At 40.5% G+C, this 15688-nt stretch carries 13 protein-coding genes and 1 tRNA gene; 3 read left to right on the top strand and 11 right to left on the bottom strand.

The annotated features are described in order from the left end of the window. Positions 1-270: 270 nt before the first annotated feature. Entirely contained in the window at positions 271-429 is a 159-nt protein-coding gene (locus LKD48_RS13940) for a hypothetical protein (RefSeq protein WP_331466867.1), read from the top strand. Between the two features lie 65 nt (positions 430-494). Here the strand turns inward: LKD48_RS13940 and LKD48_RS13935 are convergent, their stop codons facing one another. After that, positions 495-1553, bottom strand: a complete 1059-nt coding sequence (locus LKD48_RS13935) for a helix-turn-helix transcriptional regulator (protein WP_308732330.1) — start codon at positions 1551-1553, stop codon at positions 495-497. 156 nt (positions 1554-1709) lie between these two features. Between LKD48_RS13935 and LKD48_RS13930 the strand changes: the two genes are divergently transcribed. Further along, the gene (locus LKD48_RS13930; protein ID WP_308732329.1) at positions 1710-4232 is read left to right on the top strand and encodes a glycoside hydrolase family 2 TIM barrel-domain containing protein; all 2523 of its coding nucleotides are present in this window, start codon (positions 1710-1712) and stop codon (positions 4230-4232) included. A gap of 331 nt (positions 4233-4563) precedes the next feature. Here LKD48_RS13930 and LKD48_RS13925 read toward each other — a convergent pair. From LKD48_RS13925 to serS, 3 genes are all read right to left on the bottom strand, one after another. Continuing rightward, positions 4564-4635 (bottom strand) — tRNA-Arg (locus tag LKD48_RS13925). A gap of 85 nt (positions 4636-4720) precedes the next feature. Further along, positions 4721-5599, bottom strand: a complete 879-nt coding sequence (locus LKD48_RS13920; RefSeq protein ID WP_262535879.1) for a DUF3881 family protein — start codon at positions 5597-5599, stop codon at positions 4721-4723. 29 nt (positions 5600-5628) lie between these two features. Then, a complete protein-coding gene (gene serS / locus LKD48_RS13915) occupies positions 5629-6918 on the bottom strand; it encodes a serine--tRNA ligase (RefSeq protein WP_118615078.1) in 1290 nt (429 codons plus the stop codon). Positions 6919-7316: 398 nt separating this feature from the next. Between serS and LKD48_RS13910 the strand changes: the two genes are divergently transcribed. Beyond that, the gene (locus LKD48_RS13910) at positions 7317-7997 is read left to right on the top strand and encodes a YjjG family noncanonical pyrimidine nucleotidase (RefSeq protein ID WP_308732328.1); all 681 of its coding nucleotides are present in this window, start codon (positions 7317-7319) and stop codon (positions 7995-7997) included. 72 nt (positions 7998-8069) lie between these two features. On the opposite strand, the gene LKD48_RS13905 is transcribed toward LKD48_RS13910, so the two are convergent. From LKD48_RS13905 to jag, 7 genes are all read right to left on the bottom strand, one after another. Further along, positions 8070-8657 (bottom strand): DUF4446 family protein, encoded by a 588-nt coding sequence (locus tag LKD48_RS13905; protein ID WP_066561160.1) that lies wholly within the window; start codon positions 8655-8657, stop codon positions 8070-8072. 71 nt (positions 8658-8728) lie between these two features. Next, positions 8729-9649, bottom strand: coding sequence for a ParB/RepB/Spo0J family partition protein (locus LKD48_RS13900; RefSeq protein WP_308732327.1), 921 nt, complete (start codon positions 9647-9649; stop codon positions 8729-8731). Positions 9650-9704: 55 nt separating this feature from the next. Beyond that, complete coding sequence (locus tag LKD48_RS13895) at positions 9705-10469, bottom strand: ParA family protein (protein WP_066561155.1); 765 nt, start codon at positions 10467-10469, stop codon at positions 9705-9707. A 267-nt stretch (positions 10470-10736) separates the two neighbouring features. Next, a complete protein-coding gene (gene rsmG / locus LKD48_RS13890; protein ID WP_308732326.1) occupies positions 10737-11477 on the bottom strand; it encodes a 16S rRNA (guanine(527)-N(7))-methyltransferase RsmG in 741 nt (246 codons plus the stop codon). A 27-nt stretch (positions 11478-11504) separates the two neighbouring features. Next, positions 11505-13376: a tRNA uridine-5-carboxymethylaminomethyl(34) synthesis enzyme MnmG gene (gene mnmG / locus LKD48_RS13885; protein ID WP_308732325.1), complete on the bottom strand. Its 1872-nt coding sequence runs from the start codon at positions 13374-13376 to the stop codon at positions 11505-11507. Between the two features lie 20 nt (positions 13377-13396). After that, positions 13397-14827: a tRNA uridine-5-carboxymethylaminomethyl(34) synthesis GTPase MnmE gene (gene mnmE, locus LKD48_RS13880; protein WP_308732324.1), complete on the bottom strand. Its 1431-nt coding sequence runs from the start codon at positions 14825-14827 to the stop codon at positions 13397-13399. A 93-nt stretch (positions 14828-14920) separates the two neighbouring features. Then, on the bottom strand, positions 14921-15664 hold the full coding sequence (jag, locus tag LKD48_RS13875; RefSeq protein WP_118615093.1) for an RNA-binding cell elongation regulator Jag/EloR: 744 nt from the start codon (positions 15662-15664) through the stop codon (positions 14921-14923). Positions 15665-15688: the final 24 nt, after the last annotated feature.

Here is a 15688-nt window from a genome sequence, read left to right as displayed (position 1 = left end):
AAGCAATACATCGAATCACAGCGTTCTGAAGAACATCAGGCCAAGAAAAACCAACAATTCCAGAAGAAAACCCTATTTGAATGATGGTTGCGTTGTTTGTAATTGGCGCATTCATCCCTCGGACGTTCTTGCAAACGGCCGGGGGGTTCTGCGCTGAATCATTATAATTTCTTTAACGCATCCATTTATACCAGCGCTTTTCCACTCTGCCTGGAGTGCAGATTCATCGAGTATCAGAACAATGAATACGGATGCGGCGTCATCGGCAAGGTGGTCAATGTCACTGCCGATGAGAGCATTATAGTGGATGGAAAAATTGATATGTCTAAGGTCAACGCCATCGCATTTGACCCCTACACCCACGGCTATTATAAAGTCACCGAGCGTGTGGGCGAAGCATTTCGAGATGGCTTAAAGCTGAAAAAGTAAGGTATGCAGAAAAAAAGCTAATATTTCTTAGTATATCTGTTATTCCCTATTGTTTTCGTCTGTGACTATCCTTCTCTGCTCCTGATCTCTCTCGGTGTCTTTCCATAATACTTCTCAAACAAATGATAGAAATGACTTACATTTTCATACCCTATCTGCTGTGCGACCTGTTTAATGGACAGTGTCGTCTGTTCCAACAGCTGCTTTGCGTACTTCATGCGTATTTCAATGACATATTGCTGGAATGATTTTCCCCGGTATTTCTTTAAAATCAAAGAATAATAATTTCTATGATAATGAAATTCTTTTTCGAGTTCAGAAACCGTCACTTTTGCAACATTCTCCCGGATGTAGCACTCCAATTCGTACAGTAATGCTTTTTCCCTGCTTTCTTTACTGTCGGTATGAAGCTGTGGAATATATGCCCAGCATAAATACTGTAAAAGACGAATCATAAGTCCATGCTCGATCTGTTCATATCCGGGTTCCCTTGATAAATCTTCAGCCAGAAGATTTTCTAATAATTGCTCAATGTCTATCTCCTTGCGGGAATATTTTTTGGATCTTTGAAGTTTTAAAAAACTCTGTTCTCTTTTTTGTCCCCATAACGCATGAAACAGAAATCTCTGCATCTCATCTGTCCCATCATAACTTCGCAGCAGCTGCTCCAGATAATCTGATCGAATCTGTAAAAACAGTACCGCTGCATCCTTGGCCTCTATGTAATCCGCATGTTCACAATTCTGATCTGTAATCACAAACTCTCCTTGTTCAAACCGGATTTCTTCTCCCAACAGAATCTGCGTAAAGCTCCCTTCAATGACATAAAGGATTTCCACATACTCATGCTTATGAAACCAACTGCGTCTTAGAAATTCTCTTCGGACTAAACGCTGTCCTGCTGGACTTATACTCCATTCCATTCCTTCCTTTCCATAAACAATTAATAATGTAGACATTTTCTCTGCAATCTTCCTGTTTGCTGTAGAAGATGCATGATTCGCCTCTCCAAAATAGGGCAATTCGTCATATTCTTGTTGTTTTTCCGAATCCATGTAGAATCTTCTTATTTCCTTGATTCTGTCAATTATTCTCTGATATTTCGTTATTTTCTTCACTTTCACTTTATGTATCCCCCATTTTATAATTCGTGCATTTCGTCCTTATTATTTACTATACCATTTTCTTTAGTCATTGTCATTCCCGTTGTTTCGTTTTATCATAAAATTAAATGATGTTATGTCGAAAGACCCAACTATGAAATCAAGGAGGAGCTTATTATGCGTAATCAGAATATTGATCAATGCTGGCAGTTTCAACATGGACTCTATGATGAATTTCCAGATGCTGAAAAAGCAAAATCCATTCGGGAAGTGAATCTGCCGCATGATTATATGATTGAAAGTAATGTCAGCGAAAGCGCCGCTTCCGGTCCTGCCAGCGGCTATTATACACAAGGTGTTGCTTATTACACAAAATTAATCGACATCCCGCAGGAATGGGAACAGGAAGCAGTCTATCTGCATTTTGACGGTATTATGATGAATGCTACGGTCGACATCAATGGATGTAAGGCAATTCTGCAGCACAACGGCTATATTCCATTTTCCGTAAATATTACACCTTATCTCTATTTTGGAAAGAAGAACCGTGTAACTATCACTGTAGCCCCAAGTATGCAGCCTAATTCCCGTTGGTATTCCGGTGCCGGAATCTTCCGCAGCATAGAATTGCTTCATATGCCAAAGCTTCATATTGCTTCGGATGGAATCTTTGGTTATACCAAATCCATTGAATATGATACACTTGGCAATCCCGTATGTGCCTATCTTCACACAGAAGTAGAATTACAGAATGAAACTTTAGAAAATAAAATGGCACTTGTAGAAGTATTTCTCACAAAAGACGGAAGTGATGAAGTCCTTCTCAGTCGGAAACAGAAAATGCAGATCAACCCTAACACTACGGATACTGCATACCTGAATCTGACACTTGAGAATCCGGAACTTTGGGATGTAGAGAATCCAAACCTTTATAAACTGCATGCCAGAGTCACAGATCTTGGTGTGTTTAAAACTCATTTTGTTCCATCTGAGAAAAATACAACAGATGAAACTTCCGTTCTTTTCGGTGTTAAGACGATAACGGCAGATGTAAAACATGGATTACGTATCAATGGAAAAACAGTGAAATTAAAAGGTGGCTGTATCCATCATGACAATGGCATGCTCGGCGCTGTATCACTTTATGATGCTGAGTACCGCAAGATTTCTACTTTAAAGAAGATTGGATTTAATGCAGTCCGCACAACACACAATCCACCGTCTGCCGCACTGATGGAAGTCTGTGACCGGCTTGGTATGTATGTTTACGATGAGGCTTTTGATGCCTGGGGAATTATGAAACGGCCTGGTGACTATAATCAGTTTTTCGATGCAGACTGGAAAAAGGATCTCACCCTCTTTATGAAGCGGGACCGTAATCATCCATCCGTTATCATCTGGTCTACCGGAAATGAAATTTCGGAACGTGGCGGTCTGAATAATGGTTATACACTTGCCACACGCATTGCAGAAGCTGCACGTACACTTGATCCCAGCAGACCAATCTCCAATGCAATCTGTTCCTACTGGAGCGGACTTGATGAAGAGTTGTCACTGGAAAACATGAAAAAAATAATGGGAGAAGTCTCTGAAGACACTGTTTCCATACAGAATGCGGACACTGGTAAAAATGATACCAGCTGGGAAGAATACTCCGAAGCATTCACAAATGGTCTTGATATTGTCGGATACAACTATATGGAAGATAAATATCCACTGGATCATGAGATGTTCCCTGAGCGTGTCATCCTTGGATCTGAAAATTATCCAAAAGAAATTGGCATTCACTGGCCAATGGTAGAGAGTACGCCTTATGTCATAGGTGATTTCACATGGACAGCATATGATTATATCGGAGAAGCCGGTATTGGAAAATCTGTTTTCCTTGAGCCGGATGATCCATTATTTAAAATAGGGTCCTTTGCTTTGATGTCTTATAGTTCACAATTCCCTTGGCGTTTTGCGAATGACGCAGACGTAGATATCAATGGCTGTTTGCTGCCACAGGGGGCTTACCGCAGCATTGTATGGGGAAATAATAAGACTTACTTATACTCCTATGACCCTGATGTCTTTGGAAAAAAAGAACTGATCGGTAACTGGGGATTTACAAATGTCACAAAGAACTGGAATTGGAAAGACGCTGATCAAAAACCAGTACAGGTCGCTGTCTTTTCCAATGGAGATGAAGTAGAACTGATCCAGAATGGTACTTCCGTTGGTAAGCTTACTTCCGGAACACGCCTTGCAGCAGAACTTCCACATAGCTTTCTCTTTGACCTGACCTATCTTCCGGGAACTTTGGAAGCTGTCAGCTATAAAGATGGAAAAGAAATCTCACGGGATACACTTGTCACTACCGGACCAGCAAAAGAGCTTCGTCTCATCCAAGAGAAAAAAGAACTCTCCGCCAACGGACATGAGGTAGCTTACGTTCGCGTAGAAATCGTAGATGAAAATGGAATTGTTGTTCCAGACGCAGCACTCAGACTCAGTGCAGCAGTGGAAGGTGTTGGCTCGCTGGCTGCCTTCGGTTCATCCAATCCGATTACAGACGAGAATTATACCTCTGGAACTTTCACTTCCTACCACGGAACGGCAACAGCGATCATCCGCAGTGGATACCAGACTGGTATGTGTACCTTGACTGTAGGGTGTGAAGAACTTGATGAGAAAAAAATAGCATTCACAATAAAATAATTTCTAATACCCAAAATGATGCTTGCTTTCACTAGATGAAGTCTCCACAACTTTTTCATCACGGTCTCTCTGTTTCTCACTACCTGTATTCATTTTTGACCTCCTTTTCCCTGGACTAAAAAACGCCCAGACTAGATTTTTCGTAAATCTAATCTGAGCGTTTTATATCTCTCAGGTCTAATTTCTCAGACAAGAAAACCAATTTTACAGATTTTGACAACCCTTTTCCTATATTACACAATACTTGAAAATACCTGGTGGAAATCATTACCTCTCATTTGGGAGTAAAAAGCAGTAATGAATTTTCTTAATCATTACTGCTTCAAACAACTGTTCCCTGCGGGAATCGAACCCACAACTGAGACTTAGGAGGTCCCTGTTATATCCATTTAACTAAGAGAACTTTATTCATATATGCCGCAAGCCTTTTGTTTTTAACAAAATAGCATTTCTCACGCCATTCATGATATCATATTTTATTATATTTGTCAAACGAAGTTTACCACTCCCTGCAGCCAAATATCGCCCTTAAAACGCCGTCCTGCCATCGGCTCTCCCATCAGCCCTGAACGGTTCACCAAAACGCGTATACAAATATTATTGCACTTCACATCCATCTGGCACAGCGGCTCCTTGCTGATTTCATTTACAAGAGGCACCACATTTAGAATTTCACCAATGATTGTATATCGATCACTCTCCATTCCACATGGCATAATACTTGATTCAACCATTGTATAGATATCACAACTATTTAACAACCTGCCTACTTTATTACTCAAATTCATATCATCAATTGTCAGGCTGTCAATTGCTTCTTGATTTCCTTCTCTTGCTGCCTCAATCAGTTTCTGACGTCCCTGTTCCTTTTTCTTTGCAATACGAGCAGCCTCTGGTCTCTTCAAAATGGGGAGTAAAATTTTTCCCTGCGTACACAAAGCAGAAAGACAGGCATCTGTCACCGTTGGAAAAAATCCCTGCAGTACCTGATATTTTCGATATTCCATAAAATTATTTACAGAAAAAATCAGATTCAGTCCTAATCGGCAATCATCACAGACGCCATCATACGCTTCTCTCGCACTTTCCTTTTCTATGCTGCATTCTGCCTTAGAAGAACAGACATTACTGTTAATATATGGCTCATAATATTCCATCTGAAAGCTTCCCTGCATATCCTCTTCTCCACAGATCATAAGACCTATGTCTGGTGCAACTTCCTTTGTATAGACGACAAGACTGCTCTCCTCATCCAGACGAATTTTTTGAACCTGATCTGGGAAATTCTGCACGCTGCTTAACAGCTGCTGAAGCTGAGACTTTTTCTTGATTTGCCCAAATCCGATTGCTGGTAAGTATGCGTGCATAAAATTCCCTCCTTTATCATTTTATACTTTTATTTCTTCGGAACCATTTTCTCCATTCCGCCCATATATGGACGAAGAACTTCTGGAATACGAACACTTCCATCTGCCTGCAGATTGTTCTCTAAGAATGCAATCAACATACGCGGCGGAGCTACTACAGTGTTATTTAAAGTATGAGCCAGATACTTTGTCTTATCCGGTCCAACAACACGGATGCCAAGACGACGTGCCTGTGCATCACCTAAGTTAGAGCAGCTTCCTACTTCAAAATACTTCTTCTGACGCGGAGACCATGCCTCAACATCGACAGACTTTACCTTAAGGTCAGCCAAATCACCAGAGCAGCACTCAAGTGTACGAACTGGAATGTCCATGCTGCGGAATAAATCTACAGTGTTCTTCCACAGCTTGTCATACCACATCATGCTGTCTTCCGGCTTACAAATTACGATCATCTCCTGCTTCTCGAACTGATGGATACGGTATACACCTCTCTCCTCCAGACCGTGAGCTCCCTTTTCCTTACGGAAACATGGTGAGTAGCTTGTCAGAGTGTATGGAAGATTTTCTTCCTTGTTAACAGTATCAATAAACTTTCCAATCATGGAATGCTCACTTGTTCCGATCAGGTAAAGATCCTCACCCTCGATCTTATACATCATTGCATCCATCTCTGCAAAGCTCATAACACCTGTAACAACATCACTTCTGATCATGAAAGGCGGTACGCAATAAGTAAATCCACGATTGATCATGAAATCTCTTGCGTAGGAAATTACTGCTGAATGCAGTCTTGCGATATCACCCATTAAATAATAGAATCCGTTTCCAGCTACTTTTCTTGCACTGTCCAGATCAATACCGTTGAAAGACTCCATAATATCAGTGTGATACGGAACCTCAAAGTCCGGAACAACTGGTTCGCCAAAGCGCTCAACCTCTACATTCTCACTGTCATCTTTTCCAATCGGAACAGATGGATCAATGATATTCGGGATAATCATCATCTTCTGCTTCAGATCTGCCTCAACCTGCTTCTCCTCTGCACTCAGTGCTGTCATGCGCTCTTCTGACGCAGCATCCTCTGCACGCAGCTTTTCAGCCTCTTCTAACTTTCCCTGTGCACGAAGTGCACCATACTGCTTAGATGCCTTCTTATGATTTGCACGAAGTGTCTCAACTTCCTTTTTGATTTCACGATTGCGAAGATCCAGAGCGATTACCTCATCAACCAGCGGAAGCTTTGCATCCTGAAACTTATTACGGATATTCTGTCTTACAACGTCCGGATTCTCACGGACAAACTTGATATCTAACATAGTTTTCCAAACCTTTCTGTATCTACTCTCATACTCAATAAATGCCTTGTTTTATAAGGAAAACAGACATTATTTATTATATACCACGGATTCTCTTTTGTAAAGTAGGTTGTGGGGAATGTTCCACGTGGAACATCACCTGCTGTCAATTGTAACCTAGATTAGCGGTGAGACGGGTTGATTTTACGAGGCGGAACGTTGTAGCGGGACTTTCAAAATAATGTATAACAAAAAGAAATGTAACAGGTGCCCGCGGAAAAGAGACGCCGACAAAACAATCGTCGAACCGCTTTGTTAAACTTCCGGGTAGCATTACGTTCCACGTGGAACATCACCTGTTGTCAATTGTCTGCTTTAGTGTTAAGATAGCATATATCATCCCCAGAAAGGAAACTAACATGACTTATACCAATTTATTATTTGACCTTGATGGTACGCTCTTTGACTTTGATGCTGGAGAAACTTATGCTTTTCATAAAGTCTGCGATACTTTTCATATTCAATACTCTGATGAAATACTTTCACTCTATCAGCGCATAAATCTTTCCTATTGGAAAGCATATGAACGCGGTGAAATTACTCCTGCTGCATTAGCGATTGCCAGATTTCGCGATTTTCTTGCTGCTGTTGGCAAAGACGGTGATCCGGCGCTAATGTGTCAGCTTTATCAGACCAGCCTTGGTGAAGACTGCACTCCTATTCACGATGCCCTTCGTGTATGCTGCATTCTGTATGAAAGAGGATATAAGCTTTCCATCATTACAAATGGACGAAGTACCACTCAACACAGCCGCCTATCTCACTCTGAATTGACACCAATGATTTCTGATCTATTCATTTCAGAAGAACTCGGATATCAAAAGCCCAAAAAAGAATTTTTTGATGCTGTATTTTCAAAGCTTCAAATTTCTGTTTCTAAAGCACTTGTCATTGGTGACTCTTTAACCTCCGATATCATCGGTGGAATCCAATATGGCATTGATACCTGCTGGTTTAACCCAAATGGCTCTGATAATACAATGTCACAGGCACCAACTTATGAGATAAAACAGCTGAGTGAGTTACTTTCTATTCTTTAACTCTATATTAACAAAAAACGGCTTTCCAGATCAGTAGTTTCTGTTCTGAAAGCCGTTTTTTAATTACTCTATTTAATTTTTAGTTTCATTTGTATCCTGCTGTACTAGAGTTTCCTGCTGCGCTTGTTTCTCTTCTAATTTAGCTGCATCGACATTATAATTTAATGCCATCTCCAAAGCATCTCGCTCCTCATTGCTGAGTGTTGCATGTGATTGTCCATGAATAATTTCTTTTAAATAGCTGTAGCAGCCATCCTGCGTATGCATACTGCTTAATACAAAACCGCTGTCATCACCATCAAGAAGTGCCAGTGAAAAGCTCAGCTTTCCAGCCATTCCTCGAAAGGTATCATATTTCATAATACCAATCTTTTTGTATGTTGCCTTAAGCCCTTTCTTCATGCTAATGATCTCATCAATATCACGCTTGCACTGGATCTTTACACGCTTATTATCTTCTACTACTGTCTTTAAAATGCCCTCAAGTGATTTTCCATCATTACCGCGCATAAAATCATCATATGCTGCCTGCAATTCTTTCATTCTGCTGTTCATAACAGTCATGCAGATCACAAGAATCAAAATCACAGCGAACATTCCTGCCAGAAAAAACAGGCTGTACTGCTGTGTAAATTCCATCGCCTGATTCAGAATTTCCATATTTTATTTTCCTTTCCTCTAGTTGAACAGTTATCCTCTGTTCAGTTTTCTTTTTCTAAGTTTTAACTAATTTACTCGATTGTATCCTTAGTAATTCCCATTAGTTCAATGATGCGCTCAAGATCATCATTTGAATAATAGTCAATTTCAATCTTGCCCTTGTCATCAGACTTTCTCTTAATCTGCACCTTCGTACCCATGCGAGACTTCATACGACTCTCCAATGTCTCATATAATGTCTGGTTCTTTAAAACTGGCTTTGTAACAGCTGGCTCATTTTTCTTATCCAACAAACTCTTAATATACTTTTCAGTATCGCGCACGCTTAGTTGCTCTTCCACAACCTTCTGTGCAACAGCACGCTGTTCTTCTTTATCTTCCAGTCCCAAAATCGCCTTCGCATGTCCGTTTGTAATCTTACCTTCCATCAGCATAAGCTGAACCTCTTCATCTAGCTTAAGCAATCTAAGTGCATTTGTGATTACACTTCGGCTTTTAAATACTTTCTCTGCAATCTCTTCCTGTTTTAGCTGATACTTTTCAATCAATGACTGATATGCTTTTGCTTCTTCAATAGGGTTTAAATCTTCTCTCTGTAAATTCTCAATCAGTGCAATTTCTGCGATCTGCTGTTCATCATAATCTTTTATAATGACTGGAATATCCTTCAATCCAGCCTGCTTTGCTGCTCTCCATCTGCGTTCTCCAGCAATAATCTGATAATGATCATCTACCTTCTTTACTACAATCGGTTGAATTACGCCATATTTTTTGATAGATTCTGCAAGTTCAGTCAATGTATCCTCATCAAATTTCAGTCTTGGTTGAGAAGATGCCGGCTCCACAAGACGCAGCTTTACTGTTGTCTCTGGCTCTTTTTTATCAGCTGCTGAATCTTTTTTCCTTGTTTCTACTGCATACGCATTGCTGATCAAGGAATCGATACCTTTGCCGAGACCTTTTCCAAGACCACCTTTTTTATTGAGTGCCATTCTTTCATCCTTTCTATCATTCAGTACCATTTGCAATTTTGCGAATAATTTTTAACTACTCTCTGTTTATAACCTCTTCTGCCAGTTGGTGATATGCTTCTGCTCCTGTTGATCTTGCGTCATACAAATTGATTGGCAGTCCATGGCTCGGTGCCTCTGCAAGACGCACATTTCTTGGAATAATTGTCTTATAAACTCGCTCCTGCAAATTGTCTTTTACATTCTCCACTACCTGAAGTGACAGATTAGTTCTCGCATCATACATGGTAAATACAACACCTTCCATTTCCAGATCTGGATTCAAGCGGCTCTTTACCAGATTGATTGTATGTAACAGCTGTGTCAAGCCTTCAAGTGCATAATATTCACACTGAATTGGAACAAGTACTGTGTCAGCTGCACTAAGCGCGTTAACAGTGAGCATACTTAAAGATGGCGGGCAATCAATTACAATAAAATCATACTGATCCTTAATCTCGTCTAATGCATCTTTTAAAATAAATTCCTTACGTTCCACATCAATCAATTCGATTTCCGCTCCTGACAGGTTCACATTTGACCCAATAAGTGAAAGGGTATCGAATAATACATTTTCAAGAATGCATTCTTGTATTGTACAGTTATCTGTAATCAGATCATACAGTGAATGCTCAAGTTCATTTTTATCAACGCCGAATCCACTGGTTGTATTTCCCTGAGGATCCATATCAATGATAAGTACATTTTTCTGGTATTCTGCTAATGAAGCTGCCAGATTGATTGCAGTAGTAGTCTTGCCAACTCCACCCTTCTGATTTGCAACAGCTATAATTCTTCCCATAATATCCTCATTTCTGCTAAATAGCATGATTTTATTACAATTCACACGGAACGTGCGTTTTTGCGAATGGGTTTCCTGTGAACTGTAACGTTTTTTTTGCATCTTTTCTACAGTATAGCACTTCTTTCTTCAAAATGCCATAAAAAAATGTTCCACGTGGAACATTATCTCCCGTGGAACATCTCTTTTGTATTTTTAATTGTTCATGTTCCACGTGGAACATTGTTCGCGTTTTGCGAATTGGCGTCCTGTGAACTGTAATTTTCCTTACTGCAGCGGTTCCTTACTCGGCAATCCCGCTTTTCTAGGATATTTTTTTGATGTAGGCTCTTTTTTCTTCACAATAACAAGACTGCGTCCAATATCCGAATCCGGCAGATCAAAGTAGATTGCATTTTCCTTTACTCCACCAAGCAAATGAACTGCTTTCTTTGCCTTATCAATCTCCTCTTCTGCATTGCCTGATTTATAAGCTACAAAACATCCTCCTACCTTTGCATATGGAAGGCAATATTCACATAGCGTAGACATATTGGCAACAGCTCTTGATACAACGCAATCAAATTGTTCTCTTAGTTCTGCCTTTCTGGCGCCATCCTCTGCACGATAATGAACAGTGGTGATGTTTTCAAGGCCAAGTTTTTCAATAACCTGATTTAAAAAGTTTAATCTCTTATTCAGAGAATCAAGCAATGTTACCTTTAACTGTGGATACATAATCTTTAATGGAACACCTGGAAATCCTGCTCCAGTTCCAACATCAATCAGAGTCTTCGTGTCTTCCTTAATAAAAATCTCTGATTTTAGCACGCTGTCCACAAAATGTTTCTGCAGCACTTCATCGAACTCTGTGATTGCGGTTAAATTCATTACCTTATTTGTTTCAACTAACATTTCATAATATTGAAAAAACTGTTCTGCCTGCTTATTGGTTAGTTCGTGTCCAATCTGGGCAAACGCATTCATAATTTTTTCAATACATTCTCCATGCTGTATCGCTTCTGCCATTTATTTCCTCCTGTTTATGCATTCTTTTTATCTATTTAAATAGACAAGTAATACTGATACATCAGCTGGTGAAACACCTGATATTCTTGACGCCTGTCCGATTGATGCCGGCTGATATTCATTAAGCTTTTGAATAGCTTCTTTTCTCAGATTCGGTACCTGACTGTAGTCAAAATCAAGTGAAAGCTTTTTCTTTTCAAGCTTTTTAAACTGTTCTACCTGCTGCAGCTGACGCTTAATATAGCCTTCATACTTTATACTGATCTCTACCTGCTGCGTCACTGCCTCTGGCAGTTCTGGTTGCTTTGTATCTATTTCTTTCAAATCATTATAACAGATTTCCGGACGTTTTAACAGCTCCTCAAGTGTCATTCCACTCTTTAAAAGTGTGCTGTTATGCTGTTCAAGGAATGCCTGTACCTGCGGTGTTGTGCCGATAGTTGCCGTTTTAAGACGCTTGATTTCTTCATCGATCTGTCTTTTTTTATCATTTAGTTTTTGATAACGCTCATCAGATATTAATCCGATTTCATGACCAATTGCAGTTAAACGAAGATCTGCATTATCCTGACGAAGCAGCAAACGATATTCTGCGCGTGATGTCATCATGCGATATGGCTCATGATTCTCCTTTGTCACAAGATCATCAATCAAAACACCAATATATGCCTGTGAACGGTCTAACACTAATTCCTGACGTTTTAACACATGCAGCGCCGCATTGATTCCTGCTATAATTCCCTGTGCCGCTGCCTCTTCATATCCAGAGCTTCCATTAAACTGTCCTGCGCTGTATAATCCTCCTATTTTTTTAAACTCAAGCGTCGGCTTTAGCTGTCTTGGATTAATACAGTCATATTCAATTGCATATGCGTTTCGTACAATTTTTACATTTTCCAGACCTGCTACTGTATGGTACATTTCGTACTGCACATCTTCTGGCATAGAACTTGACATACCGCCCAGATACATCTCATTTGTATACAAGCCTTCCGGCTCAATAAACACCTGATGATGATCCTTATCAGCAAAACGCACTACCTTATCCTCAATAGACGGACAATAACGAGGTCCAGTTCCATGAATCACGCCCGAATAAAGCGGTGAGCGATCCAGATTACTTCTGATAATCTCATGTGTCTGCTCATTTGTATACGTCAGCCAGCAGGAAACCTGATCCTTTTGAACGCTCTCAGGATCTGTTGTGAATGAGAATGGAACAACTCGCTCATCACCTTTTTGTTCCTGCATTTTTGAAAAATCAATACTTCTTTTATCAACTCTCGCTGGTGTTCCAGTCTTAAATCTAAACATCTCAATGCCGAGTTCCTTTAATGAATCTGTCAGATGTGTCGCTGACTGCAATCCATTTGGACCTGTTTCATTGCTGATATCACCATAAATGCAGCGTGCCTTTAAATATGTTCCAGTTGCAAGCACTACACATTTACAATGGTAAATTGCACCAGAATACGTTACAACTCCATTTATATTATTATTTTCATCAACAAGAAGTTTACATACCTCTGCCTGTCGTATTGTCAGCTTGTCGGTATTTTCCATGGTATGGCGCATCTCCTGCGAGTATGCACGCTTATCCGCCTGTGCACGAAGTGAATGCACAGATGGTCCTTTTGATGTATTTAACATCTTAGACTGAATAAACGTCTTATCAATATTTTTGCCCATCTCTCCGCCAAGCGCATCCACTTCTCTTACAAGATGCCCCTTAGAGCTTCCTCCTATATTCGGATTGCACGGCATCATTGCTATACTTTCCACACTCACAGTAAAAACAATCGTCTCTAATCCCAGTCTGGCACAAGCTAACGCCGCCTCACAGCCGGCATGTCCTGCTCCAATCACCACCGCATCATAATATTCTTCTAAAACAGCCATATTTTGCCTCCACTATCTAGTTACTTACCCATACAGAACTTTGCAAAAATACGGTTTACCAGATCTTCTTCAATCTCCTCGCCGATTACTTCTCCCAAACTGGTATAAGCATCCATCATGTCGATTGTCAGCATATCCTCCGGCATCCCATTTTCAATGCCCTCCTCTGCAAGCCTCAGGCTTTCGCAGGCATTTAACAGACATGTTTTTTGACGTGCATTCGTGATAACAACCTCATCATTTCCTGCAATCATTCCCTGTTCAAACATGTCACGTATTGTCTGCTCAAGCGCATCTAATCCATCTTCATTTGCCGCTGATATCCAAAGAACAGGTGCATCCACTCCAGCCTCCTTTAAATCCTTAGGCTGAATTACAGAAGATAAATCGGACTTATTTAACAGAATAATACTTTTTTTGTTTTTTAGCAACTCCATAATCTTATGATCATCTTCATCGAGATTTCGGGATGAATCTGCCACGTAAATCAATAGGTCTGCCTTTGCAGCAGCCTCACGTGCCTTCTCTACGCCGATTTTTTCAACAACATCAGATGTGTCACGAATACCAGCTGTGTCCACCAAAATTAAACTCAAATCGCCAAGCATAATCTGCTCCTCAAGAGTATCTCTCGTCGTACCGGCAATCTCTGTGACAATTGCCCTCTGTCTTCCTGATAACGCATTGAGCAAAGATGACTTTCCGGCATTTGGCTTTCCTACAATCACAGTGCGAATCCCCTCTGTTAAAACCTTTCCATTATCAAAGGAGTCTGCCATCTTCTTTACTGCTGCTCTAATTTTTTGAACACGTTCTGTGAGGCCCTCTGTATAGCCTTCAAGCGAAATATGCTCTGGATCGTCAAGTGCTGCCTCTATATAAGCAATCTCGTCTAAAAGCGTGCTTCTGAGGTCTTGTATGCGGTTTTTAATTTTTCCAGATAGCTGTTCTAGTGATGCATCTATTGCAAAACGATTCTTTGCAGATATAAGCTCCATAACAGCCTCTGCCTGAGACAGATCAATTCGTCCGTTTAAAAAGGCTCTCTTTGTAAACTCACCAGGCTGTGCCGGTGCTGCCCCATTTTTAAACACACAATCTAATACACGTCTCGTAACAAGAATGCCTCCGTGGCAGTTAATCTCTACTGTATCCTCTGCAGTAAAGGAACGAGGTCCTTTCATGATGGATACCATAACCTCATCAAGTACCTCATTTTCATCACAAATATAGCCGTAATGAATGGTATGTGTAGGTGCATTTGAGAGCTTTTTCGCTGAAGATGACGCTGCCGCGGCAAATTCTCCTTTTTTAATCGACTCTACCTCTTTTTTTGTTCTATAAATACGATCAATCACATCAAGCGCCTGAGGTCCACTTATTCGAATAATGCTAATTCCTGCTGGACTAAGTGCCGTTGCAATCGCCGCAATTGTACTATTTTCTTTCATATTCTACCTCACTTCGATTTTCGTAAGTTTCCAAGAATGATACAGAAAATGCCACTCAATAGTCCGTATGAACTTTGAATGGCACTTTCTCTATTATTCCTCAGAAGTCAGCTTTTCAGCTGTTTCTCTTGTACCAGCTGCGCTTCTATCATAATTTGTTTTGTATCCTTTGTCATAGCTTTTGTAGTATCTTCTCTGCGGAATTGCTTCTTTTTTAGGAAGTACCACTACATGACGAAATGGATCCTCGCCCTCGCTCTTGGTATATACAAACTTGTCGTCCTGAAGTGCAGAGTGGATGATCCTTCTCTCGTAAGGATTCATCGGCTCAAGCGATGCCGGACGTCTTGTTCTCTTTACCTTGTAGGCAATATTCTTTGCCAGCTGCTCGAGAGTTTCCTTTCTTCTTTCACGGTAATTCTCAGTATCCAGCTTGACACGAATATATTCTTCGCTGTGTTTGTTTATAACAAGGCTCACCAGATGCTGCAGTGAATCCAGTGTCTGTCCTCTTTTTCCGATCAGAATGCCCATGTCTTCTCCGGTCAGAACGATATCAACAACCTGTTCTTCTTTATTGTAGGCAACTGCGATATCAACTTCCATATTCATCTCGTGGAAAATATTCTGTAAAAATTCTTCTCCCTCATCGATAAAATCTGACTTTTTACGTGCACGGATCACCGCCGGCTTAGAACCGATAAAACCAAGCAGACCATTCGAACCTTTTTCAACAACCTCATACTCAAGTTTTTCACTGGTGATCTGAAGCTGAAGCAGTGCATTGTTTACGGCTTCATCTACATTCTTTCCAGTGAACGTAGCAAACTCTGTCATACAAACCTTACCTTTCTGAATCTG

It is taken from the genome of Anthropogastromicrobium aceti, assembly GCF_020687335.1.
GTDB classification, from domain to species: Bacteria; Bacillota; Clostridia; order Lachnospirales; family Lachnospiraceae; genus Anthropogastromicrobium; species Anthropogastromicrobium aceti.
Note: the sequence above shows the minus strand (reverse complement) of the source record. Positions and strands in the feature narration are given on the sequence as shown.